The 23091-nt window shown below is 59.1% G+C and carries 21 protein-coding genes; 16 read left to right on the forward strand and 5 right to left on the reverse strand.

Going from position 1 to position 23091, the window contains the following annotated elements:
* Positions 1-176: 176 nt before the first annotated feature.
* The 8 genes from HMPREF2527_RS01050 (at position 177) to HMPREF2527_RS01085 (ending at position 8306) form a co-directional block, all read left to right on the forward strand.
* On the forward strand, positions 177-815 hold the full coding sequence (locus HMPREF2527_RS01050) for a hypothetical protein (RefSeq protein WP_070505761.1): 639 nt from the start codon (positions 177-179) through the stop codon (positions 813-815).
* A complete protein-coding gene (locus HMPREF2527_RS01055) occupies positions 812-1645 on the forward strand; it encodes a type VI secretion protein (protein WP_070505762.1) in 834 nt (277 codons plus the stop codon). Before HMPREF2527_RS01050 ends, HMPREF2527_RS01055 begins: the two co-directional genes overlap by 4 nt.
* A 116-nt stretch (positions 1646-1761) precedes the next feature.
* Entirely contained in the window at positions 1762-2721 is a 960-nt protein-coding gene (locus HMPREF2527_RS01060) for a hypothetical protein (protein ID WP_070505764.1), read from the forward strand.
* Positions 2718-3380: a hypothetical protein gene (locus tag HMPREF2527_RS01065; protein ID WP_070505767.1), complete on the forward strand. Its 663-nt coding sequence runs from the start codon at positions 2718-2720 to the stop codon at positions 3378-3380. Before HMPREF2527_RS01060 ends, HMPREF2527_RS01065 begins: the two co-directional genes overlap by 4 nt.
* A 185-nt stretch (positions 3381-3565) precedes the next feature.
* Entirely contained in the window at positions 3566-4801 is a 1236-nt protein-coding gene (locus tag HMPREF2527_RS01070; protein WP_070505769.1) for a pyruvate ferredoxin oxidoreductase, read from the forward strand.
* A gap of 277 nt (positions 4802-5078) precedes the next feature.
* The gene (locus HMPREF2527_RS01075; protein ID WP_012904287.1) at positions 5079-5549 is read left to right on the forward strand and encodes a DUF4870 domain-containing protein; all 471 of its coding nucleotides are present in this window, start codon (positions 5079-5081) and stop codon (positions 5547-5549) included.
* Between the two features lie 235 nt (positions 5550-5784).
* Entirely contained in the window at positions 5785-7077 is a 1293-nt protein-coding gene (locus tag HMPREF2527_RS01080; protein ID WP_070505771.1) for an adenylosuccinate synthase, read from the forward strand.
* Positions 7078-7280: 203 nt separating this feature from the next.
* A complete protein-coding gene (locus tag HMPREF2527_RS01085; protein WP_070505773.1) occupies positions 7281-8306 on the forward strand; it encodes a magnesium and cobalt transport protein CorA in 1026 nt (341 codons plus the stop codon).
* 66 nt (positions 8307-8372) lie between these two features.
* On the opposite strand, the gene HMPREF2527_RS01090 is transcribed toward HMPREF2527_RS01085, so the two are convergent.
* The 3 genes from HMPREF2527_RS01090 to HMPREF2527_RS01100 all read right to left on the reverse strand — a co-directional run bounded on the left by HMPREF2527_RS01090 (position 8373) and on the right by HMPREF2527_RS01100 (position 11709).
* A complete protein-coding gene (locus tag HMPREF2527_RS01090; protein ID WP_049338289.1) occupies positions 8373-9056 on the reverse strand; it encodes a hypothetical protein in 684 nt (227 codons plus the stop codon).
* A gap of 285 nt (positions 9057-9341) precedes the next feature.
* Positions 9342-10394 (reverse strand): FecCD family ABC transporter permease, encoded by a 1053-nt coding sequence (locus HMPREF2527_RS01095; RefSeq protein WP_070505774.1) that lies wholly within the window; start codon positions 10392-10394, stop codon positions 9342-9344.
* A gap of 25 nt (positions 10395-10419) precedes the next feature.
* The gene (locus tag HMPREF2527_RS01100; protein WP_070505776.1) at positions 10420-11709 is read right to left on the reverse strand and encodes a FecCD family ABC transporter permease; all 1290 of its coding nucleotides are present in this window, start codon (positions 11707-11709) and stop codon (positions 10420-10422) included.
* 123 nt (positions 11710-11832) lie between these two features.
* Here HMPREF2527_RS01100 and HMPREF2527_RS01105 point away from each other — a divergent pair, with 123 nt between their 5' ends.
* Together HMPREF2527_RS01105 and HMPREF2527_RS01110 are read left to right on the forward strand one after the other, a co-directional pair.
* Positions 11833-12855 (forward strand): ABC transporter substrate-binding protein, encoded by a 1023-nt coding sequence (locus tag HMPREF2527_RS01105; RefSeq protein ID WP_070505940.1) that lies wholly within the window; start codon positions 11833-11835, stop codon positions 12853-12855.
* A gap of 266 nt (positions 12856-13121) precedes the next feature.
* Positions 13122-14021: a YwqG family protein gene (locus tag HMPREF2527_RS01110; protein ID WP_070505778.1), complete on the forward strand. Its 900-nt coding sequence runs from the start codon at positions 13122-13124 to the stop codon at positions 14019-14021.
* Positions 14022-14114: 93 nt separating this feature from the next.
* On the opposite strand, the gene HMPREF2527_RS01115 is transcribed toward HMPREF2527_RS01110, so the two are convergent.
* Positions 14115-15716, reverse strand: a complete 1602-nt coding sequence (locus tag HMPREF2527_RS01115; RefSeq protein ID WP_070505780.1) for an ATP-binding protein — start codon at positions 15714-15716, stop codon at positions 14115-14117.
* A 418-nt stretch (positions 15717-16134) separates the two neighbouring features.
* Here HMPREF2527_RS01115 and HMPREF2527_RS01120 point away from each other — a divergent pair, with 418 nt between their 5' ends.
* The 6 genes from HMPREF2527_RS01120 to HMPREF2527_RS01145 all read left to right on the forward strand — a co-directional run bounded on the left by HMPREF2527_RS01120 (position 16135) and on the right by HMPREF2527_RS01145 (position 22128).
* The gene (locus HMPREF2527_RS01120; protein ID WP_070505782.1) at positions 16135-17595 is read left to right on the forward strand and encodes an O-acetylhomoserine aminocarboxypropyltransferase/cysteine synthase family protein; all 1461 of its coding nucleotides are present in this window, start codon (positions 16135-16137) and stop codon (positions 17593-17595) included.
* Positions 17595-18101 carry a CoA-binding protein gene (locus tag HMPREF2527_RS01125; protein ID WP_012904274.1) on the forward strand — a complete coding sequence of 169 codons (507 nt, stop codon included), beginning with the start codon at positions 17595-17597 and terminating at the stop codon, positions 18099-18101. Before HMPREF2527_RS01120 ends, HMPREF2527_RS01125 begins: the two co-directional genes overlap by 1 nt.
* A gap of 298 nt (positions 18102-18399) precedes the next feature.
* Positions 18400-19404: an Abi family protein gene (locus tag HMPREF2527_RS01130; protein ID WP_049361881.1), complete on the forward strand. Its 1005-nt coding sequence runs from the start codon at positions 18400-18402 to the stop codon at positions 19402-19404.
* Positions 19405-19864: 460 nt separating this feature from the next.
* Positions 19865-20683 (forward strand): transporter substrate-binding domain-containing protein, encoded by an 819-nt coding sequence (locus HMPREF2527_RS01135; protein ID WP_049357881.1) that lies wholly within the window; start codon positions 19865-19867, stop codon positions 20681-20683.
* A gap of 28 nt (positions 20684-20711) precedes the next feature.
* Complete coding sequence (locus tag HMPREF2527_RS01140) at positions 20712-21386, forward strand: amino acid ABC transporter permease (protein ID WP_070505784.1); 675 nt, start codon at positions 20712-20714, stop codon at positions 21384-21386.
* A complete protein-coding gene (locus HMPREF2527_RS01145; RefSeq protein ID WP_070505786.1) occupies positions 21379-22128 on the forward strand; it encodes an amino acid ABC transporter ATP-binding protein in 750 nt (249 codons plus the stop codon). Before HMPREF2527_RS01140 ends, HMPREF2527_RS01145 begins: the two co-directional genes overlap by 8 nt.
* Before the next feature lie 99 nt (positions 22129-22227).
* On the opposite strand, the gene HMPREF2527_RS01150 is transcribed toward HMPREF2527_RS01145, so the two are convergent.
* A complete protein-coding gene (locus tag HMPREF2527_RS01150) occupies positions 22228-23019 on the reverse strand; it encodes a trimeric intracellular cation channel family protein (RefSeq protein ID WP_070505788.1) in 792 nt (263 codons plus the stop codon).
* Positions 23020-23091: the final 72 nt, after the last annotated feature.

The following is a 23091-nucleotide window of genomic DNA, read 5'->3' on the forward strand; positions in this document are numbered from 1 at the left end:
ATGGCTTGTGAAGCGTTTATTACTCCTAAATGCATCAAATTGTGGACATGTTCGACCCTTTTCTTTTTCACGTTTTTCATTTGCATTTGGGCTCAGGTTCTTTTCAGGTTCGGTTGTTACTGTAAAACCATCTATTGAACATCTATCAAAAATGATGGGATAGGGAGGGCTGAACCATGGTCAAGCGACGCGTTTCTGGTGACGATTCTGTTCTGCTGATGTCCCCCCAGGTTATGTACGGCCGCCCCGGTCCACGGTTGGAACGCATCCATAGAGGAGAGGTGCAGGGCATCCTCACCGAGCACAGCTCATCCGCCTGGCAGATTGGCGAGGTGGTAGGCTACGCCCCCATGGAGAAGCCACCCGAAACCCTGGATATGAAGAGCCTCTTCACCGACTGGAGCGGCTTCACCTGGTATGTCCTGGGGCCGTTGCTTCGGATGGTGTTCTGGTCATCTTTCTTTATCGTGCTGATGAGCCCGATACTTTTCAGCCTGGGTTTCAGGGGAGTGGGCGAGGAAATGGCGATGATACTTGTCATTTTTTTGATTCCGCTCTTTTATTTCCCTCCGCTGATTTTGCTTGTGGGCTTTGTCGGCCTCGTCGCAGAAATCTGGTTGCTGCTCCTCTGCGTAGGAAAGTTTCTGAATGCTGTTGGGGATGCCGTCGAATCGACGCGCCTGCTCGTTAGGCAGCACAAGATTCAGCAGGATTTTCAATTCCGGCTGGTGTACGAGTGCACCCCGCTTGACGGTGGTTCAGCTGAGGCATTGCTGCACCGCATCCTTGAATCGCACCAGGAGGAGGAATCATGACCGACGATAACAACCAGCCCATCGACGACCAACCCGTTTCCCCTCATCAGCGTGTTTTAAAGGTGGCACCGCAGGTGCATTACGGTCGTCCCAATCCGCAGCTGATGCGCATCCACGCGGATGATGTTCAGGGAACTCTCCCCAATGGAGAATCGCCGGAGGAACACGGCGGCGAGCTGGTTGGTTACTGCCCTCTGCCGGTTCCTAACCGCAAGCCCCACACTGGTAGACGCGTGGTGGAGGTGCTGGTGTACCTAGCGTTGGCTATCGCGGCGAATCCTTTCGTATATTTCTTGTTGCCTTCTTATACCCTGAGCGAAGAAACTCTAGGTTCTCTTTACCTGGCAGGCATAGGATTTTCGGTGCTGAGCATCGGTATTCTTCCGCTAACGCTGTTCTTTTTCTCTCTGTGGGCTCTCATCAATTTCTTAGGTGTGATGGTGCGGCTCATCTGGAGGCGTAAGGCCGGGGAGAAACTTACGTTCCGGCTGGTGTATGACTGCGCCCCGCCCTCTAAAACAAACCAGGAGCGCTACGCTTCGCGGCATCGTAGTGGCATTACTCAGCCGGTGACGAGTTTTGGCGGTTCGTCTGATTCATCTCAGAAGGGGGAGGCGAAGCTTCTGTTCTTTGCCGTTTCCGTACTGAATCCTTATATTGCGGCGGGGATTCTCTCCATTACGGGCCTGTTCGGGGCGGGGCCACTCGTCGCAGCTCTCTTTATGATGGTGAATCAGGTGAGCGCAGGGCTCATGGGGATTCCCGGCATCATCTGGTTTGTGGCGTGGATTCTGAGCATCGTGCGGCTTAACGAAGCGGCCGAGGCTTAAGCAGACTAGCCACTGGCTCAAAGAACAGCTACGGGATTGAGCCCCCGCGCACCGAACACACAATGTAGACAACACAACAGACACTAACAAGCAGACAAGCATTGGAGGAGGTTACCGTGGCGGAGCATAGCGAAGCACCGAAAAACCCTCAGAACCCAACCGAGAAGAGCGATAGCAGGTATCAGCCCCTGTGGGATATGGGGCAGCCCGCCCCCGATTATTCGGCTTTGCTTCTTCACGGAACGCCGGTTGCCGCGCCGACCGGGGAGATTCCCGAGCCGGTGAAGGAGGTCATGGAGATACAGAAGGCTCGTTCTGCATCCGCGTCTGCTCACCCCGTGGTTCCTGCAGCACCTGATTCTGCGGAGCCCAACCCTGCAGCGCCCAATTCTGCGGCGTCTACTTTGTCGGTTTCTGCTCCTGCGCCGTCTGCGCAGGCGGCGAATTTTTTCCCCTCGGCGACGGGTCACCCGGTGCTGAACCGACCGCTGTACGGTCGCCCGGGCCCTACGATGCGCCGCATGTCCCCCATGGGCACGGATGCTGGCGCATCTGCACACCGGCAGGTGCCGACCGCTTTTCCTGCCTGGATGGATGAGAAAGTAGTCGGTACTCCGCGACCTATCGGGTATATCTCAGCAACCCCACTTGCGGGCAAGGTGCGCGGATCAGACCTGTGGAAGAAGGCCTGGCCTGAGCTCATTGCCCTCTTCTTCGTGGGTGTGGTGTTAAATCCCCTGACTTATCTTCTGTTGGCTACCGTTACAGGGGACCCTCAGATCGGTGGGTATGTCTTCTACTACTTCTTGATGCTTTCTCTGCTGACGATGGGTCTTCCCATGTTCTTGTGGGGTGGGGCACTGTTTTTTGCGCTAGTCCGAGTTAGCCGAAAGTACCGGGCACTGAAGTGGGAGGCTATGCCGCTTGGGTCGTTCTGGTTCTATCTGGTGTACGACCGTCTGCCCAAGAACACCGAGGAAATGCAGGGAATCCTGGGCGCAACGTCTTCGATGTCCTCTGCGGCGGTTGCTCCTACCCCTGCGCCGCCGAACTCACATATGGGCGGCGCATCATGACCGGCGGAGCGCAGGCGCAGACCCCGCAATGGCGTATGGATTCCTTCACCGTTGATGCCGCCCTGCCTGTGGCGACGGAACCTGTCTACGGTATTCCCGACCCAAGTCTGCAGCCCATGCAACTACTGAGTGCGCTGTCGAAGGATGCCGGACCCACGCAGGTGGCTTCCGTGCGCTGGCAGAATCAGCCCGGCACCGCGACGGCTCTGTCTGAACCGGCTCTGTCAGCACCGGGGGAAGACACCGGCGAAGCTCGGGTTGTTGGCTACATCCCCGCAAGTACACCGGAGGCCACCGTTGATTGGGCTAAGGCTCGTCTCGGGTACATGTGGTGGCTGGTTTTGTGTGTGGTGTTGCAGGTGATTAACCCGTTCCTTGTGCTACCCCTGCTGTACATGGTGAATGAGCGGGTTGCCGGGGAGGTTCTTGGCGCCTATTTCTTTGTCTGGCTGTATTCGTTTTTTACGGTGCCCTTTATCTGGCTTGGCTTGATGATTTATTCGCTGGTGAAGCTCTCGCAGAAGCGGCGGGAGGCGGTAGCGAGGGCAACGACGTACGGTGCGTTCTGGTACCACCCGGTGTACGACCGCACCCTGCAGGAGGGTGCCCACCCGGACGAAGCGGGGGAGCCCGAGGGAGTGTCAGTGCCGGCGGAGTAGCTTCCCGCAAATGCCCCCAGTAGACCCCTGGTAACGTTGAACCCCCGGCAGTGTTAACACGTGCATGTTTGCACTTGTCGGGGGCTTTTTCTCAGCTTTTATCAGGCAGGTTTCAAGGGACTGCCCAGCGCACGCTGGTACGGTGGTGCCACTAGGAGTATGTCTGGTAAGCGAAGGAGACGACCATGGCAGACCGACCCATTGAAAAGAAGGAAACTGCAAAGAAGGACGAGGCATACCAGCCCCTCTGGGACACCGACCAGTCCGTCCCGGAATACATGACGCTACTCATGGGCGAGCAGACGCAGAAAAATGAAGACGCTGAGCTGCACGAAGACTCCGAAGAGGAAGAGTACGAAGAGCTAGAGCACCCCGACCCCGATTATGAATACGTTTACCCGGGTGCCCCCAAGCGCTACGACTCCACGCGGAAAGACTCTCATGACAACGACGACAATGACACCGACGACATCGAAGAGCCGGAAGACGCATCAGAAGATACCCCGGAAGACACTCACGAATCCCGCAAGGACGACGAGGCGAACCACCCGGTAGCGCTCGCCTCCACCCAGCCTACCCAGCCCACCCAGTCCGCCGGGTCCGCCCAGCCTGTACTCTCTGCCCGTGAGCGGGCGCAGGCAATGCAGACTCAAACGATGCACGCCTACGGCGAGTACGTTCAGTTGGAATCCCTCGGTTTGAGTCCGGGCGCTATCCTGCCGGTCATCCCCGACCCGCTCTTCGGCACCCCCGACTCAAAACTCATCGAAATGCGCATGCTCGACCGCTCCCAGGATGAGTCCGCACCCATGCAGGCGTGCGCCGCTCACCTGAACCCGGTCAAGGTTGAGGAGAACCCCATATCGCGGGCGGCAATGCTGCAACCGGTGGGCTACGTTCCAGTGAATAGGCCGCCGACAAGGTACAGCGTTGAAGGCTTGAAGAAGGAACTTGCCCTCTCGAACATTTGGCTTGCTGCCCTGCTGATACTGAACCCCTTCGTGTTGGCGCCTCTTGCCAGCATTGTAGACCCCGAATACGGGTTTATGGTCGCGTTCATTTTCGTAGTGATCGGTGTGGGGTCAGCATTTGTGGTGCCAATTCTGTGGATCATGGGCATAGTTCGCACCTTCAAACGCCGGAATCAGATAAATGACCTCATCGAGGAGGGGCAGGCCCCGCCTACCGAGTTCTGGTACTACCTCGTGTACAACCGCCTGCCGGAAGGCTACACGGGCGTCAACGGCTTCACGAAGGAAGAAGAGGACTCTTTCTCGGTGTACGAGTTTCTGAAAAAGCAGGAACGCGCAAAGCTACACGAGTCTGCAGCACAGCGCGAGGCCGCCGCACAGCGCGAGGCTGCCGCACTACAGAAGCCCGCCGCGCATCCCGCGCTCGCTGATGAAGAGAAACAGGACTAACCCCGGCCAACCCACACCGTAAAACGACCTGCCCCTCCACGCACGTAACACCGCGTGGAGGGGCAGGGGCGTCTTTTCTTGTCATATTCGGGTTTCTTTGTCTGTTGTCCGGCGAGGGTTAATATTCCATTTACCTTGCCTTGATTAGGGTGAAACCATCACGAGCGTTGAGACTAAGCAGAGCAAGGCGGGCACCCGCCGAAAACGGCGAGTTAGCCTGCCGCCGCACCTCAACGATTAGCTGTATCCACTCATCGATAGATTAAGGAAAAGAAAGATGTCCCAGAACCCGAACCCTGAACAGTACAACCAGTACTCCCAGCAGGCACCCTCCTACTCGCAGGCGCCGGGTCAGCAGCCCAACGGTTACGTAGTCTCCTCCAAGGACGACCAGAACATGGCGATGCTCGCGCACCTGGCTTCTGCAATTCTGTCTCTGCTGTCCTTCGCATCCGCAAGTATTCTCGCGCCGCTGGTCATGTGGTTCATCTACAAGGACAAGCCCGGTTACTCCTTCACTAAGGAAGCATCCCGCCGCGCGTTCAACTTCAACTTCTCCCTGTGGGTCATCAGCATGGCTTCCTGGCTGCTGATTATTCTGACCTTCGGCATCCTGGGCATCATCCTGTGGGTCGTCCCGATGGTTGTGGCTATCCTGATGGTTATCTTCCACAGCCTGGCTGCTCTGGCCGCAAACCGCGGTGAGCAGTACACCTACCCGATGACCTTCATCGAGATCATCAAGTAGTCTTCATAAGCTCATACCGGTAGCGCCCCCGTCCAAATATCGGATGGGGGCGTTGCCGTGCCCGGTGAGGCTCACCGGCACCGGATCTGGCACGCCTACCGCCCCGTAACACGGGACTTAAAGGGACGGGCACGGTATCATTAGAAGAGCTGTGCCTACCCGAAACATGAGGCGGTAGGTCGCCGCCGCGCCGTGAAATCCGGTGCGTATCTTCAAGGCTTTCAAGGAGCACAAAATGTCAGCTGTCGTGATTGTGGGCGCCCAGTGGGGCGATGAGGGTAAGGGTAAGGCAACCGACCTGCTCGGCCCCCGCGTAGACTACGTGGTCAAGCCCAACGGCGGTAACAACGCCGGTCACACCGTGGTGGTGAACGGCCAGAAGTTTGAGCTGAAGCTGCTGCCCGCGGGTATTCTGAGCGATAACGCCGTCCCCGTGATTGGTAACGGCGTGGTTGTTAACCCCGAAGCTCTGTTCGCTGAGATTGACGGCCTTGAGGCACGCGGTGCAGACACCTCCCGCCTAAAGATTTCCGCTAACGCACACCTGGTCGCACCCTACCACCAGACCATGGACAAGGTGACCGAGCGTTTCCTCGGCAAGCGCGCTATCGGCACCACCGGCCGCGGTATCGGCCCCGCCTACATGGATAAGGTTGGCCGCCTCGGCGTGCGTGTTCAGGACATCCTGGACGAGTCGATCCTGCGTCAGAAGGTTGAAGGCGCACTGCGCCAGAAGAACGAACTGCTGGTGAAGGTCTACAACCGCCGCCACGTTGAGGTTGACGAGATCGTCGAGTACTTCATGTCTTACGCTGAGCGTCTGAAGCCGATGATTGTGGACACCACCCAGCTGCTGAACAAGGCACTGGACGAGGGTAAGACCCTGCTGATGGAGGGTGGCCAGGCAACCTTCCTGGACGTTGACCACGGCACCTACCCGTTCGTGACCTCCTCCAACCCGACCTCCGGCGGTGCGTGCGTCGGTTCGGGTGTGGGCCCGACCCGCATCTCCCGCGTGATCGGTATTCAGAAGGCGTACACTACCCGCGTGGGTGCTGGCCCCTTCCCGACCGAGCTGTTCGATGAGATGGGCGAGTTCCTGCGCACCACCGGCGGCGAGTTCGGCGTGAACACTGGCCGCCCGCGTCGTTGCGGCTGGTACGACGCCGTGCTGGCGCGTCAGGCTGTGCGCATCAATGGTTTCACCGACCTGTTCATCACCAAGCTGGACGTGCTGACCGGCCTGGATAAGATCCCGGTCTGCGTGGCTTACGACGTTGACGGTGTGCGCCACGACGAGATGCCGATGACCCAGACCGATTTCCACCACGCCAAGCCGATTTACGAGTACTACGACGGCTGGACCGAGAACATTTCGGATGCGAAGAGCCTGGATGAGCTGCCCGAGAACGCCCGCAAGTACGTGCTGAAGCTGGAAGAGCTCTCTGGCTGCCGTATTTCTGCGATTGGTGTGGGCCCGGACCGCGACCAGACCATTGTGGTTCGCGACCTCATCAACGAAGACTAAGCTCAAAAGCTCAATACGCGAAAGCCCCCGGAGGCTACCTTATAGGTGTCTTCCGGGGGCTTTCCCATACTATCGACAGGAGCGTGATCGGAGACTTATCACATGGCGGATGGGAGGCGCCTGCGGTGACTGCGGAGAGGTGCATCCCGTATGCTGGGTAAGGGCCACAAAAGTGGTGCTAGTGCGTTCAGAGGAGAAAAACGATGTCCTATATCACCGGAGCTATCTACCCGAGCTCGGACCGCCCTCAGCTGGGTGCCACCGAGGAAGAAACCCTCCGCGCCTACGCGGACAAGAACACCGCCGTAGCCCTCGGATACGCCAACCCCGACATCCACGAACTACACGCCCTGCAAAAAACCTTCAACCTGCACGAACTCGCCGTGGAAGACGCCACCCGCGGCCACCAGCGCGCCAAGCTCGAACGCTACGGAGACTCCCTCTTCGCGGTCATCCGCCCCGCCATCTACCTCGACAAAGAAGAAGAAGTGCGTCTTAGCGAACTGCACCTCTTCGTTGGCCCCCGCTACATCCTCGCACTCGTTCGCGACGAACAGCGCATCAACGACAAGTTCAACCTGCTCTACGCCACCCCCGATGCATCCCCCGCCCGACTGCTGCACCGCATCCTCGACAGCACCGTCGACGGGTACGCCCCCGTGCTCGAGGGACTCGAGAACGACAACGACGAGATTGAAGACATCCTCTTCTCCACCAACGAGCGGCGAGACGCCAACTCCCTCGCCCAGCGCATCTACGAGCTGCTCAACCAGGTCATCGACTTTCAGCGAGCCTGCCGACCCCTCGAACCGATGATGGGTCGCATCATTGAAGGCCTACGCACCGGCGCGCTCGACCCGTCCCCCTACCCGGGCGCGAGCCAGGGCGAGGTTGAAGACGAGGCCGTGGAACTTGCCCGCCAGTTCCGCAACGTGCTCGACCATGTGGTCCACACGAAGGAACGTTTGGAGGACCTCCGCACCTCCCTCGAAAACGCCCTGCGCGTACACGACACCCTGCTCGGTCAGCAGCAGAACGACGACACCAAGAAAATTTCCGCCTATGCGGCGCTACTCATGGTGCCCACCATTGTTGGCTCGGTGTACGGCATGAACTTTGAGGTCATGCCCGAGCTCAAGTGGGAGTTCGGCTACCCGGCGGCCCTGCTGCTGATGCTGGTCTCCTGTCTGCTCCTCTACTGGTTCTTCAAGAAGAATAAGTGGCTCTAACAGTCCACAAAACGCCACTGGCTAGGCCTTTAAACGCGTATGCCGCGTAGGGCATACACACATGCCTTACGCGGCGCGGTCGTACTGTGCGCGCATTGCGCGGCGGCAATCGCGACGCTCACGCTTGAACTTCTTACACACAGCCTCCGAATCGGCAAACATGTAGAAGTCCTCCGGCTCAGCCGACAGACCCAAAGTCGACAAGTGAACCAGCGACAGCATCGCGTAGAACATCTCGCGGCGCAGCTCAAAATTGCAGGCACCTGGAGCGGACTCCACCGCAAACACGCCGCCGGTGCACTCCAGCGCGCGCATCGCCCAGTGCTGAGTCCACAGGTCACCATTGACCGGGCTCACGCCCAGGCGAGTTAGCGCCAGGCCGGTACCCTGCACACGCTCAAAGCGCAGGCACATCTCCAGGTCCTTTTCCAGGGGGAACACGAACAGCAGCGCGTTCTGCGCCGCCGCACGCAGCTCAGCCAGGTTCGCCTCGTAACCGGAAGCACCCTGAGTCAGGTGACGCATCACGCGGCCCATGGTCGAAGAGGCCGGCGCGGTGCGGAAGCACGAACCGTCAGCCACCAGCTGTTCCAGAACGCCGCGGAGCTCCTCCACGTTGAAACGCTCCATACGAACGATGGTGCCCGCCTGCATCAGCAGGTTGAACTCTGCATCACGGCACAGCTGCTCATCGGCGGTGCAGGAAATCTCTGCGTTTGCGTACTGGCTCTCGTGAGTGGTGTTGTCCATGACCGTTCCTTCCGTAGATGCTGAATCAACCTAGCGGCAACACCGCAGGAGACGGTGTGCCCGGTTGGAAGGATCGTCCCTTCCAACACCTACACTCTATGAGCGACCCCTGACACGATAAGCAGTTTTTAATCTACCCCGGGGTAAAACTGGGAAAATTCTGAAAAATTCTGAAACCACCCGTGAAACCCAGTGAAACCGCTCATGAAACCTAGCGAAATAGAGAAAACCGGGTGCCCCCACAGTCGGGAACACCCGGTCACTCATACGGAATAGACGGCGCAACTAGCGCTGACGGTACAGCAACCACAGCATATACACGCCACCCAACGCACCCGTCACCAGACCCACCGGAATCTGGAACGGCGCCAACGCACGAGCCGACACAAAATCAGCCAGCACCAAAATCACCGAACCCAACAGCGCCGAATGCCACATCGCCATACCCGGAGTGTTCCACAGGCGGCGCGCAATCTGCGGGGCAACCAGCGCCAAGAAACCAATCGGACCCGCAACAGAAATCGCCACAGCCACCAGAAGCACGGCAGCCGCCACCAGCAGGTTCACGGTCCTCTTCACCGGCAGACCCAAACCCGCCGCCAAGTCATCGCCGAGCTCTAAGACGCGCAGGCGATGCGTCAGTATCAGCACCAGCGGAATCGCCACCAGAAGCAGTACCGCCTGAACCGACATCTGATTCCACGATAGGGCATTCAGCGAACCGTGCTGCCAGGTCTTCGCCGCCTCCGCCTTCTCCAAATCACCGCGCGTAATCAGGTAATCATTCACGGAACTGAGCATCGCACTCACCGCAATACCGATCAGCACCATCTTCTGACCCATCGTCGCACCACCGCGCGCACCCGCCAGAAGCATCACCACAGCCGCCGTCGCAAAACCGCCAATAATAGCGCCCAAGCCCATACCCACGCCGGTAGAACTCAACGACCCAATCAGCACCACAGACAGGGCACCGGTCGCCGAACCCACCGTGAAACCGATAATATCCGGCGAACCCAGAGCATTACGCGAAACTGACTGAAAAATAGCGCCCGACAAGCCCAAAGCCGCACCCACCACCACTGCGGCAAGCATACGCGGCAGACGCTGATTCAACACCAGCTGACGCTCAATCTCCGTGCCCTCACCCTGAAAAATCAGGCGAAACACCTGATCAGGGCTCATCTGATAACTACCAAACACCAGGGAGGCGACCGCCGCCACCACAAGCACCGCCACCACCAGCAGGGTACGCGGAATAGGGGTGCGGTAACGCCCAGGGATACGCACAGACCCGGCAACAGCAGACCCGGCTACAGAACGAGACACAACGCTCACAATAAAACCTCTCAGAAACCGGGGCCTACAAACCAGATACGCCAGATGAGCTAGACGAACCAGTCGAACCAGACGAACCACCCACAACAGGGCGGTGAGCACGATGCGGACCGTGCTCCGACACATGAGCCGGGCCCGCCTCGTCGTGCGCCTGCGCCTTCTCACCCATGCGGCCCTTCTTCGCACCGCGCGCACCCGTACTCAACCGCAGCACCAGAACCATCAGCACTGGGGCACCAATAAAGGCGGTCACAATACCCACCTCAAGCTCACTCGGCATCACCAGAACGCGACCCAGAATATCGGAGGCAAGTACCAACACCGGGCCGTACACCAGCGACAGCGGCAGCACGCGCGCAATGTCGGAACCCACCAGCAGACGCACCACATGCGGCACGACCAGGCCCACAAAACCAATCGGGCCCGCAATCGCAGTCGCCGCACCACACAGCGCCATGATCGCAATAATCGTCGCGCCACGCACCATTGTCACCGGTACACCCAGGCCAGCTGCCGCATCCTCGCCGAGTGCCAGGGCACGCAGAGGACCGATCAGCATGAAAGAGAGCACCAAACCCAATGCCACAAAGGGCAGCGCAGACAGCACCTGCTCAAAGGTGCGGTTCTCCAGCGAACCCACCACCCAGAAACGGTGCGAATCAAAAGCCTTCGAATTAAACATTGTGATAATGCCGGTAATCGTGCCCAGGCAGGCGTTCACCGCCACACCCGTCAGCACCAGACGCGCCGTCGAATCCAGGTTCGGCTTAGAATCCACCAGGCCCATGACGAACACCAGCGCCGCCGCCAGACCCGAACCCAGTAGAGCCAGCCACAGCTGAACGAACGGGGACGACACCCCAAAAACGCCCACACCGACCACCACGGAGGCGGCGGCACCCGAGTTCACACCCAGCAGACCCGGCTCAGCCAGCGGGTTACGGCTCAACGCCTGCATGAGCACACCCGACACCGCCAACGCGGCACCCACCAGCAACGCCGCGGCGGTACGCGGGGCACGCTTCGCCCAAATCAGCTTCGACTCGATGGTGTTCGCCTCCGGGTGGAGGAAACCGTCAATCGAGCGGTCCAGGGTGAACAGGCGCGAACCCACCGTAAACGACAGGGCGCAAAGCAGCACTAGCAGAACGCCGCCAATAATGAGCGCAACCGCCAGACGCGAGATAGACTTGCCACCCTGACCGCCAGAGGAGGCGCCAGATACGGCGTCCGAAGAAGCGGAGAGGGCACGAATTTTCGCCAGGGAGGCAGTGCTGACGGTGGGTCCGGAAGAGGGGGAGGTCTGTGGTGTCATAGGCTTTGGAGGTGGTGGGGGAGCGGTGTGCTCCCGTGCGGACGGAGGATGCTTAACGTATCAATAGATAAGTATTAAGTATCGCATATGCATATATGAGGTTATCCTAATAATATGGCAAATATGACGAACAAGATCACCCGCCGCTCCTTCGGCGCACTCGCACTCGGTTCCTTCAGTGCCCTCGCCCTGGCGGCTTGCGGCTCCTCCAACACTTCCGGCTCTTCCTCCTCCGCGTCTGCTTCTGCGACCGGTAAGAAGGTGGCACCCTCCGCCCTGCCCTCCGGCATGGGCACCACCACCGTTGACGGCGAATTCCCCCGCACCGTCAAGCACTTCCGCGGTGAAACCACCATCAAATCCGCACCCTCCAAGGTCGTGATTCTCTCCACCGGTCAGCTCGACGGTGTGCTCTCCCTGGGCGTCGTGCCGGTCGGCGCGGCAACCGCAGGCGACGCCGACCTGGTCCCCACCTACCTGAAGACCAAGTTCTCCAATAAGTCCGCAGAGCTCGACAAGATTGCCAAGGTCGGCAAGCGCACCGACCCGGACGTTGAGGCCATCGCAAACCTCAAGCCCGACCTAATCCTCATCAACAACACCAACAAGAAGGACGAGCTGTACGAGTCCCTCGCCAAGATCGCGCCGACCGTGGTCACCGAGGGCACCGGCATCAACTGGAAGCAGGACTTCCTGCTGATTGCCGCCGCGCTGGGCACCACCGAGAAGGCTGAGAAGCTCATGGAGGAGTACAACACCAAGGCGAAGTCGGTCGGTCAGAAGGCTGGCAGCGAGAAGACCTTCTCCTTCCTGTACACTTCCGCTGACCGCACCCGCATCTTCGCGAAGTCCTCGTTCGTGGGCTCCATCTGCGTGGATGCATCCCTGGCACGCCCCGCGGCTGCGCAGGTTGAGAAGACCTCCGTGGACCTGAGCGCCGAGCAGCTCGACCAGGCTGACGCAGACTACCTGTTCTACGGCGTGCAGGGTGGCGACGAGTCCAAGCTGACCAAGGAAGCCCTGTGGAGCACCCTCAAGGCTGTCACCGAGAAGCACGCACACAGCGTGGATCCCGACATGTTCTTCCTGAACGCTGGCCCGGCTGCTGCGCTCGGTGTTCTGGAGACCATCGAGAAGGCGCTCTAAGCCTTTCTCGTCTCGTGTAGAGATTCGTTTTCGCTGGAAGCCCCGCATCTGTATCTTTCACGTCCTGCGCGTGAGGGTGAGGAGGCGGGGCTTTCTGCACGCTCTGCACCAGCGTTTCTGCCTGCCGGATGCACTCGTGACCGAAACCGGTGCGCGCCTGCCCGAAATAGGGTCTAATGGGGGTAGAAGGCGCCGCGGTACCGTTGCCTCGCGCCTTCACACCGAACCTTTCACACCGATTAATTCACCGACGAAACGAGCACATCATGCCGATGAATAACCCCTCCGAAGAGACCCTGGCGCAGGCACGCCGCGTCATCGACGCGCTCAACGAGCGTGGCGCGCGTAAGCAGGCGATTCGCCTGAAGGTCAGCAGCCCGGACGCGCCGCTGCCGCAGACCGCATCCAAGTTTGGCGGCCGCCCGTACCTGCCCGCGGGCGAGTCTGCACCGACTAATGAGAAGGGTGAGCCGCTGGGCATGATTGCGCAGATTAACTGCGCCGACCTGCCCGAAAACGACATCTACCCGGCGACCGGCATGCTGCAGTTCTGGATCGACCCGAACGACGAAGAGTGCATGTGGGGTTACGACTACGAGAACCCGCTCTCGCAGAAGAACCACCGCGTTATCTACTACGAGACGCTGGGCGAGCCGAACCCGGATGCGCCGTACCCGACCGTGAACTGGGATGACTACGGTTGGCCCTTCGGACGTGACGGTAAGGGCACCGCCGAGGAGGTTGTCGAGTACGCGCTCGCCTTCGAGACCTGGGAGCAGGGCTTCCTGGATGGCGGCTACGAAATCTACGACCGGTTCGCTGACGCCTGGGACGAGATGTACCCGGACCAGAAGCTGCCCGAGGAACCGAACGCACGCGATGACGCCTCCTATAACCTGCTGGAGCCCTTCGAATCGGAGGAGAGGGATTACTCGCATATCGGCGGCTACCCCTCGTTCGTGCAGAATGACCCGCGCGACGAGTTTGAGGAGCTGCGCGGCCACACGGTGAACCTGCTGACCATCGAATCGGAGTGGGGTGAGGACGCCGAGGAGGGCGTGTACGTGATGTGGGGTGATGCCGGTGCGGCGAACTGGCTGATTACTCCGGAGGCGCTTGCCGCCCGCGATTTCTCGCAGGTCGTCTTTGAGTGGGCTTGCGGCTAAACGTGGTTTTGGCTGAATAGTCGAATGGGGAGGGAAATAGAGAATAACTGCTCTATTTCCCTCCCCTTTTTGTGTACCTTTTATCGGGCACGTCTAAGAAGCGCGATACTTACGGTTCTTACTACGCGGTGGAGCCGTAGGAACAATCAGCTTCGCCTCCACAAGATGGCGCAGATCATTCGTAATGGAGGTACGTGAAGCGCCCCGACCCCAATGCTCTTGGATATACGCCGTGGAAACAGCCTCGCCCTGTGCACGCAGGCCGCGCACAATACCAGCCTGGCGTTCGCTGAGGCCGTCAAGCGACGCGTCGGCGCCCGCCGGTTCGACGGCGTCGGCTGAATGTTTGCCCGTGGAATGGGTTGCGTGCTGAGTCTTATCCTCAGGCGCGGTTTTCTGTTCCGTATAAGACACATCCTGCGGGGGCTGCATCAGAGTGACCTGCACATAGAGTAGACGGTCAGCAAACTGGGGAGCGGGTAGACCCGCCTCCTTCAGCGCGCGCAGAACCGTGGGAATACCGGAAGCCCTATTCTCTGCAATCAAACGCCCCGTACCCGGGTCGGGCAGATCAGTCAGAATGCTTGCCAAGTAGCTGTTGCGGGTTGAAGAAACACCGGGCTGACCGAAATCTCGGATAGTCACAGCACCGTAGATACCACCCGGGCTGCGCACCACCAGGCGGTTGGTGTAGAGCTCAACCTGTACCTGTGAGCCGCGCGCACCCGGCGAGTAGTCGCGGTGCATGAGGGCGTTGACCAAGAGCTCGCGGATAGCCTCCAGCGGATACTCGTAGCGCTCAACCCGCCCGATGCCGCTACTGTTGAGACCCTCCATCGTGGACGTTTTGCGCATATTACGAACCAAAACGCCCATAGCTTCATCCAACATGGAGGGGATAGGCCCGGTACAGCTGTGATTGTCCAGAAAACGTCGACCGTCCTCAGTGACCTCACCAAGCTCTTCACCGGGAAGAACAACAACGCTCATCATCAGCTGCGGGAAGAACGCCTGCGGGTAGGATCCCATGGCGAGAAGCGCCCCAAGAGTGGGCACTTCTCGGCCCTCAGAATCGATGCGTAGAATGCGTGCCTGCAGAAGAACCTCACGGTCAGAAAGCGCCGCAAAAACGCGCGGCTGCTCCTCGCGGAGGCGAGCGACATAGGCACTCACAAGGGTGGGGGAGAGGTCCTTGAAGCTTGCCTCGCTGACCAGCTCCTCGTCGTAGCGGGGCTGACTGCGGTTCTCTAGGAGGCGGTCAATCTCGTACTTGGTGAGGCGAATATCGGCCTCGCCGACGCGCTGGTAGGAGCCGTTATACATGCCGTGTGCTTCGATGTAGTAGGGCTTCTGTGTCGGGTCGCCGGGGAGCACATCGATGCGCACGATACGGTGCTGCTCGTCTGCCGCCTCAATCTGAATATCTACCGGGGGTCGAGGTGTGATATTGGAACGGATTGCCTCAACGGATGCGTCGTGGACTGCCTGTGCGTTGAAACCTTCAACTGGCTGTAGACCTTCTGCCGGGTCGGTGAGGCCAAGAAGAATGGTGCCACCGTCTCCATTGGCGAAGGCACTAACGGTTTCAAGAACGGACTTGGGGAACCCGCCAGCTGCAGCTTTGACTTCTACTCGCCCGTTTTCAGCCTGGCTACGGCGTAGGTTTTTGATGAGTTCGGCGGTGTTTGTTTCCATGCATGCTCCCGATGGCTACTTCTTGGTGAACGTCATAGCAACGTCATAACAGCATCATAACAATTTCTGCGATGATGTTGTTATGATCCTGCGATGATGTTGATATGATTCGCTGTCTTCATCATTCTTAGAATCTTAAAAACCCCGAAATTGCAGGCTAAAAACGGGCATTCCTGTCGGTCTCATTGACCGCGCATCATAACAGCCGTCATAACAACTTCTGTTATGACAGCTGATATGACGCCCCGCTAAGACCCGTACGGCAGTCCCCGCTCACCAAAAACCGCCCGTCATAATCCGCAATAAACGACATATAGGTACCCGCACTTGGTGCACCCCGCCGCTGGTGGCACAGTATAAAGTCGAGCCACTATCGACTCCCCGCACACAGGCGGGCAGATACACCAGGAGCAAACCAATGGCTGAACACACTTTCGGCTTCCGCACCCGCGCACTACACGCGGGCGGCACCCCCGACGCTGAGCACGGTGCCCGCGCGGTCCCTATCTACCAGACCACCTCCTTCGTCTTCAAAGATGCCGACGACGCAGCTAACCTCTTCTCCCTGCAGAAGTACGGCAACATCTACTCGCGCCTATCCAACCCGACCGTCGCCGCGCTGGAGGAGCGTATCGCCTCCCTCGAAGGCGGTATCGGTGCGGTAGCGACCGCCTCCGGCATGGCTGCCGAGTTCATCACCTTCGCGGCTCTGTGCCAGCAGGGTGACCACATTGTTGCTTCTTCGCAGCTGTACGGCGGCACCGTCACCCAGCTGGATGTGTCCCTGCGCCGTTTCGGCATTGAGACCACCTTCGTTCCCGGCACCGACCCCGCCGACTACAAGGCGGCACTGACCGAGAACACCAAGGCGATCTACACCGAGATCGTGGCGAACCCCTCCGGCGAGGTTGCCAACCTGGAAGGCCTCGCAGAGGTCGCCCATGAGGCGGGTATCCCCCTGGTCGTGGACGCAACCCTGTCCACCCCCTACCTGATTCGCCCCCTCGAGCACGGTGCGGACATCGTCATCCACTCGGTCACCAAGTTCCTGGGCGGTCACGGTACCACCCTCGGCGGTATCGTCGTTGAGTCCGGTCGCTTCAACTGGGGTAACGGCAACTTCCCGTCCATGACCGAGCCGGTTCCCTCCTACAATGGCGTGTCCTGGTGGGGTAACTTCGGTGAGTACGGCTTCCTCACCAAGCTGCGTTCTGAGCAGCTGCGTGACTTCGGTCCGTCGCTGAGCCCGCAGGCCGCGTTCAACCTGCTGCAGGGTGTTGAGACCCTGCCGCAGCGCATGGACGCGCACCTGGCGAACGCTAAGCAGGTTGTGAACTGGCTGGTTGAGGATCAGCGTATCGCCTACGTGAACTACGCCGGCTTGGAAGACCACCCGCACCACGAGCGTGCGAAGAAGCTTCTGCCGCTGGGTGTCGGTTCCGTGTTCTCCTTCGGTGTGAAGGGCACTGAGAAGGCCTCGGGCCGCCTGGTCGGCGGCGAGTTCATCGGTGCGCTGCAGCTGGCAAGCCACCTGGCGAACATTGGTGACTCCCGCACCCTGGTTCTGCACCCGGGTTCGACCACGCACCAGCAGCTGTCGCGTGAGCAGCTTGAGGCTGCCGGCGTGGGCGAGGATCTGATCCGCATTTCGGTGGGTCTGGAAGATGTGGAAGACATCATCTGGGACCTGGACCAGGCGCTGACCTACGCGACCGGCCTGAACCACGCCGGTGAGCGTGTGGGCGAGTCCAGCGCGGACAAGCTCGTGGAGGCTGAGGAGGCGGTTGCCGCCGCTAAGGCCGCCGAGGACGCTGCCGCCGCTGAGGCTGCTGCTGGCGCATCCTGCTCCCTGCCTACTACCACTCAGGAGGAGAAGTAATGACTGAGAAGCGTACCTGGGTGGGTCCTTCCGCCCCTGAGCGTCTGAACATTCTGCGTAATACCCGCACGATCGCGATTGTGGGTATGAGCGATAAGATTTCGCGTGCCTCGTACTTTGTGGCAACGTACCTGCAGTCGGCGTCGCCGTACAAGCTGTATTTTGTGAACCCGATTCTAGCGGCGAAGGGCAAGCTTGTGCTGGGTCAGCCGGTGTACCCGTCCCTGCAGGACCTGCCGGAGGTTCCGGATCTGGTGGAGATTTTCCGCCGTAATGAGGACCTGCCGGGCGTGGTTCAGGAGGCTGTGGACCTGGGCGCGAAGACCGTGTGGATGCAGCTGGGCTCCTGGAATGAGGAGGCTGCCGCGATTGGTGAGGCTGCCGGCCTGAACGTGGTGATGGATAAGTGCGTGAAGATTGAGCATGCGCGTTTCCACGGTGGCCTGCACCTGGCTGGTTTCAACACGGGCGTGATTTCTTCGAAGCGTCAGGTGCTGTCGAAGTAAGCAGCCTGCGCTGTATAAACCGCTGCGGCTTGTAATTACAAAAAATCAGGCGCTCGTTAGCGTTTGAACGGAAGGGGCGTACCCGGGGTGATTCCCGGGTGCGCCCCTCCTTCTTTGATGCTGACGCAGTGATATAAGCAACCATAAGATGACCAGGGAAAACGCCCAGATTCCTTGAGAGTGCGTAGCTCCAATGTTATTGTTGTAGTAACAGTCCCCCCTCCGCCTCTGATTCAAGCGCATCTCGAGGGGGTCCTTTTTTATGTTCGGTTCTACGGCGAACCGAGTAAGGAGAGCAGTGGTTTTGCCCAAGGAATCGTGCGTATTTCTGCCTTCAATAGAGGACCAGAAGGAATACCTTGTTGCTAAGAGGTATTTTCCTCAGGGAACGACCCTGAGCGATGATGACCGAGACATGCTTGCATGCTCTAATTTCCACTACCTTCTGGGATACTTTCGTAATTACAACAAATACAAGAGCGAGGGATTTCTGCCTGAGAAGCCAGACATCTCAGATATTTTAGATATTGTGCGTATGGATGTGGAGGTCTCTTCCCTCCTGTACGGATACATGAGGCAGAGCGAACAGGCGATTCGAGCTGCATGGGTGGAAGCATTCTGTACTTATCGTAGTCCCCATGAGTACCTCAACCCGGATGTATATATCTGCATAAATCAGGACAGGCCAGTAGATGCGCTTATCAAAGATATGATGCGGCATATCCTGCGATACCGTGAACCGTATGTTCGTGAGCGTATTGAGGAGTGGTGGAAATCTTGCGCTAAAAGTTCCTCTAAAAATCCCTCTGAAAGCTTGGAAGACTGGGAAGATGTTGAGGCGCTTCGAGAGATGATGCAAAAAGAGCTTCCCCTGTGGTCTATTGTTGATTCGTTTTCTTTGGGACTTCTCTCCCACGCAGTGGTCCAAAGTTATGCTTCAGAAACCTCCACTGAGTCTGGAGGTTCTGAAAAGTTGCTGCTCTACAAAAAGACCGCAGGGTATATGGGGGTGAACCATAAGCACTTTGAGGGCCGTCTTAAGTCTCTGACCACTCTGAGAAACCGTGTAGCTCATGGTTCTCGCCTCTGGATGATGCCAACGACTGATACCTCTGCAAAGCCTAAAATTTTTGCTAAGGACCTCCGCGAAGCGGACCCGAAAGGTATGTTGGTCAGCTTCGCCAATGTTGCTCTTTTGCAGGGAAACACCTGTCGTCAGAGGGAGGCCTGGAAAGCGATAAAAGCTTTAGTGAAGCAGAATGAGAGCTACTACATTGGCGTAGGTTCGCAGAAAATCTTCTGAAAACAGCGACAGTCCCGCAGGCACCTCGCATTATGACGCTGGCGTTCTCATTGGACTAAGAGAGGGGGCGTACCCGGGGTGATTCCCGGGGCGCCCCTAATCTGTGCCCGGTGGAGCATTCGGCGCGTTGTGGGCGAGATTGAGGGCGTAGCATCGCCCCTTGTCGAGAGCAGTTCAGCTTTAAGGTAAACCTGACCCCTATGTTCTGGGGTGCTAAGCCGGTATCCTAGTGTGGAGCCCGGCGGCCGGTACACAGCACACACGCGTACCGACCGCCGGGTTTTCCTCTCTCACAGATTGTGACGGAATATTACGTTGAATTCTCTCGGGTCTGGAATAACTGTAGGATAGCCAGCGTTGCACCCGCAGAGAGGGGCACACCGCATGATGCCCCCGGGTTACCTCAGGGTGACAACCCGCAACTACAAGAGCATCAACCACCACACGAAAGAAGAACAATATGTCCGCAATGATTAACCGCCGTACCGTCCTCGCAGGCTCCGCATTCACCGGCCTGGCTGCACTGCTCGCAGCGTGCGGCTCCAACGGCAGCAGCACCGCATCCAGCACCAACAAGCTGGAGGCTATCAAGTCTGCCGGCAAGATTCGTGTGGGCCTGGAGGGCACCTACCGCCCCTTCTCCTTCCACGACTCGAACGGCACCCTGGTCGGCTTCGAGAAGGAAATCGCCGACCTGATCGCTAAGGACCTGGGCGTGACCGCCGAGTTCATCGAGACCCCCTGGGATTCGCTGATTGCTGGCGTGGACGCTGACCGCTACGACATCGTCATCAACAACGTTTCTGCAACCGATGAGCGTAAGCAGAAGTACGACTTCTCCGTACCCTACCTGTACTCCGAGCCGAAGATTGCCGTGAAGAAGGATTCTTCCCTGCAGAACGTAAGCGAGATTTCCGGTCACTCCTCGGCGCAGTCTGAGACCTCGAACTTCCGCAAGATGGTGGAGGCGAAGGGCGCCTCGATTGTGGTTGTTTCCGGTTTCGATGAGGCTATCGAACAGGTCCTCTCGGGCCGTGCAGAGATGACCGCGAACGACTCCGTGTCCTTCGCTGAGTACCTCAAGGAGCACCCGAACGCTAACCTGCGCCTGCTCTCCGGTGACCTGGGCACCGGAAGCAACTCCTCCATCCTGATGGCTAAGGGCCAGGACGCCCTGCGTAACGCTATCGACGAGTCGCTGAAGAAGCACCTGCAGAACGGTGACATCAAGGCGATTTACGAGAAGTACGTGGGCGAAGACCTCTCCCCGAAGAACTAACACTCTCATAAGGAGCTGAGTTCCGCGCATGGAACGCTACCTGAATCTTTGGGCTGAGTCCCTGCCTCAGCTGCTGGGCTCGACCCTGGCAGTGACTATTCCGCTGTCGCTGATTTCTTTCGCGGTGGCACTGCTGGTGGGCATCATCTCCGCCGGCGCGCGCACGAGCCGCTTCGCCCCGGTGAACTGGCTGGCGTGGGTGTACATTTGGGTTTTCCGTGGCACCCCGCTGCTGGTTCAGCTGTTCATCGTCTTCTACGGCCTGCCGAAGGTCGGTATCGCCCTGGACGTGTGGAGCGCCGCGATTATCACGATGAGCCTGCACACCGGTGCGTACGTGGCGGAAACCTTCCGTTCCGCGGTGGCGGCTATTCCGCGCGGCCAGTTTGAGGCGGCGGCAACCCTGAACTTCACCCGCATGCAGACCCTGCGCCACGTGGTCATCCCGCAGGCGGTGCGCATCGCGCTGCCGAACCTGGGCAACAACTTCATCGACCTGATTAAGGGCACTTCGCTGGTGTCGGTCATTTCGATGGTTGACCTGTTCCAGACCGGCAAGCAGATCGCGTCGCGTACCTTCGAGCCGCTGGCAATGTACTCCGAAGTCGCCATCATTTACCTGGTGATTTTCACTCTGCTGACCGCCGCGCAGTCGGCGCTGGAGAAGTACAGCAACCGTTACGTGAGGAGCAACAATGCTTAGCGTTGATTCCCTGTCGAAGAGCTTCGGTGAGACGCAGGTGCTCAAGAACATCAGCCTGGACATCCCCGACGGTGAGACCACGGTGATTCTGGGCCCCTCCGGTAGCGGTAAGTCGACTCTGCTGCGCTGCCTGAACCTGCTGGAAACCCCGCAGTCCGGCACGCTCACCATTGACGACGCGCAGGTAGATTACAGCCAGAAGCTCACCGATGCGCAGGTGCGTGATATTCGCTCCCGTTCGGCGATGGTGTTCCAGCAGTTCAACCTGTTCCCGAACTACACGGCGCTGAAGAACGTGGCGCTCGCCCCGACCCTGAACGGCACCCTGAGTGCTCAGCAGGCGCAGGAGCGTGCCCGCGAGCTGCTGGCGAAGGTGGGTCTTGCCGATAAGGTGGATTCCTACCCGGATGCCCTCTCGGGCGGTCAGCAGCAGCGTGTGGCGATTGCTCGCGCCCTGGCGTTGGAACCTTCCTACCTGCTCTTCGACGAGCCGACGAGCGCCCTGGACCCCGAGCTGGAGGCGGAGGTCATCCGCGTGCTCATGCAGCTGGCGAAGGAGGGCCGCTCCCTGGTCATCGTGACGCACAATATGGCGTTTGCGAAGAAGGTTGCGGACCGTATCGTGTTCCTGGAGAACGGTACCCTGCGCTATAACGGTGAGCCGAACGGCTTCTTCGCCTCGGATGATGAGCGCATCCGCAAGTTCCTGACCGTGTACGACAGCACCGAGTACACGATTTAGCCGTACTGCATATAGTAAATATGGGCTGTTTTCTGCCGTCAGATAAGCATCTGACCAGCGGAAACCAGCCCATATTCTATATTCAGCATATATTGGCTTTTATTCCGAAAGCCCCTTAGAGCGGCGGTACTCCTCCAGCTGCTCAGCGTTAATAACCTCAAGCTGCTCAGTGAGCGGCTCACCGGGCGACCAGCCCTCATTAGCGACGGTGCGGTCCTCCTGCTTACCAAAAGCGAAGAGACGCGGGCGAGGCACACGCAGCTCCGCCGGGGTGGTCGGCAGCTGCCAATTCTTCATATGGGCGAGCACACCCAGCACCAAACACAGCAGAATGGACAGGCCCATCGCCAGGTTCGGACGATGGAATAGGCCCGTCACAAGGGCGGTCTCAGCGGCACCCACAAACGCCACAGTAGCGTACAGAGAGTTACCACCAAAGATCGCCGGAATACGGTTGACCATAATGTCACGGATAACGCCGCCACCGACCGCGGTAGTCACACCCAGTGCGATAGCGGGCAGCCAGTGCAGACCCAGGTTCAGGGACTTAATGGTGCCGGTTGCCGCCCACGCGCCCATACCGATGAAGTCAATGATGAGCATGGTTCGGGTCGCCCAGCGGGCACTCAAATCGATACTGTACGCCAGAATCGAGGAGCCGATAGCACCCACCCAGTAGCCGCCGTCGGTGAGCGCCACGGGCAGACCAGAGTTCAGCAGGATGTCACGGATCATACCACCGCCCATGCCGCAGGCGACCGCGAGCAGCAGGAAGCCCACGATGTCGAATCGGAAGGCGCGCGCCACAGCACCGCCGAGCAGGCCGTTAGCAACAACGGCGGCAATGTCGACGATGCGGAATACCTGATCTGGGTCAAAGAGCTCGTGCATGGGCGTTCTCCTGCGTACGTGATGCGTGTGCTACGGGTGCCGGTAGGGGGAGGCGCGCGCAACGGGGGGGGG

The sequence above is a fragment of the Rothia sp. HMSC071B01 genome, from assembly GCF_001808945.1.
GTDB lineage: Bacteria > Actinomycetota > Actinomycetes > Actinomycetales > Micrococcaceae > Rothia.

What these genes read in the sequence shown, in the direction of transcription:
- HMPREF2527_RS01050 (WP_070505761.1), top strand. Translation starts at nt 177, where the DNA reads ATGGTCAAGCGACGCGTTTCTGGTGACGATTCTGTTCTGCTGATGTCC.
- HMPREF2527_RS01055 (WP_070505762.1), top strand. Translation starts at nt 812, where the DNA reads ATGACCGACGATAACAACCAGCCCATCGACGACCAACCCGTTTCCCCT.
- HMPREF2527_RS01065 (WP_070505767.1), top strand. Translation starts at nt 2,718, where the DNA reads ATGACCGGCGGAGCGCAGGCGCAGACCCCGCAATGGCGTATGGATTCC.
- HMPREF2527_RS01070 (WP_070505769.1), top strand. Translation starts at nt 3,566, where the DNA reads ATGGCAGACCGACCCATTGAAAAGAAGGAAACTGCAAAGAAGGACGAG.
- HMPREF2527_RS01075 (WP_012904287.1), top strand. Translation starts at nt 5,079, where the DNA reads ATGTCCCAGAACCCGAACCCTGAACAGTACAACCAGTACTCCCAGCAG.
- HMPREF2527_RS01080 (WP_070505771.1), top strand. Translation starts at nt 5,785, where the DNA reads ATGTCAGCTGTCGTGATTGTGGGCGCCCAGTGGGGCGATGAGGGTAAG.
- HMPREF2527_RS01085 (WP_070505773.1), top strand. Translation starts at nt 7,281, where the DNA reads ATGTCCTATATCACCGGAGCTATCTACCCGAGCTCGGACCGCCCTCAG.
- HMPREF2527_RS01090 (WP_049338289.1), bottom strand. Translation starts at nt 9,056, where the DNA reads ATGGACAACACCACTCACGAGAGCCAGTACGCAAACGCAGAGATTTCC.
- HMPREF2527_RS01100 (WP_070505776.1), bottom strand. Translation starts at nt 11,709, where the DNA reads ATGACACCACAGACCTCCCCCTCTTCCGGACCCACCGTCAGCACTGCC.
- HMPREF2527_RS01105 (WP_070505940.1), top strand. Translation starts at nt 11,833, where the DNA reads ATGACGAACAAGATCACCCGCCGCTCCTTCGGCGCACTCGCACTCGGT.
- HMPREF2527_RS01110 (WP_070505778.1), top strand. Translation starts at nt 13,122, where the DNA reads ATGCCGATGAATAACCCCTCCGAAGAGACCCTGGCGCAGGCACGCCGC.
- HMPREF2527_RS01115 (WP_070505780.1), bottom strand. Translation starts at nt 15,716, where the DNA reads ATGGAAACAAACACCGCCGAACTCATCAAAAACCTACGCCGTAGCCAG.
- HMPREF2527_RS01120 (WP_070505782.1), top strand. Translation starts at nt 16,135, where the DNA reads ATGGCTGAACACACTTTCGGCTTCCGCACCCGCGCACTACACGCGGGC.
- HMPREF2527_RS01125 (WP_012904274.1), top strand. Translation starts at nt 17,595, where the DNA reads ATGACTGAGAAGCGTACCTGGGTGGGTCCTTCCGCCCCTGAGCGTCTG.
- HMPREF2527_RS01135 (WP_049357881.1), top strand. Translation starts at nt 19,865, where the DNA reads ATGTCCGCAATGATTAACCGCCGTACCGTCCTCGCAGGCTCCGCATTC.
- HMPREF2527_RS01140 (WP_070505784.1), top strand. Translation starts at nt 20,712, where the DNA reads ATGGAACGCTACCTGAATCTTTGGGCTGAGTCCCTGCCTCAGCTGCTG.
- HMPREF2527_RS01145 (WP_070505786.1), top strand. Translation starts at nt 21,379, where the DNA reads ATGCTTAGCGTTGATTCCCTGTCGAAGAGCTTCGGTGAGACGCAGGTG.
- HMPREF2527_RS01150 (WP_070505788.1), bottom strand. Translation starts at nt 23,019, where the DNA reads ATGCACGAGCTCTTTGACCCAGATCAGGTATTCCGCATCGTCGACATT.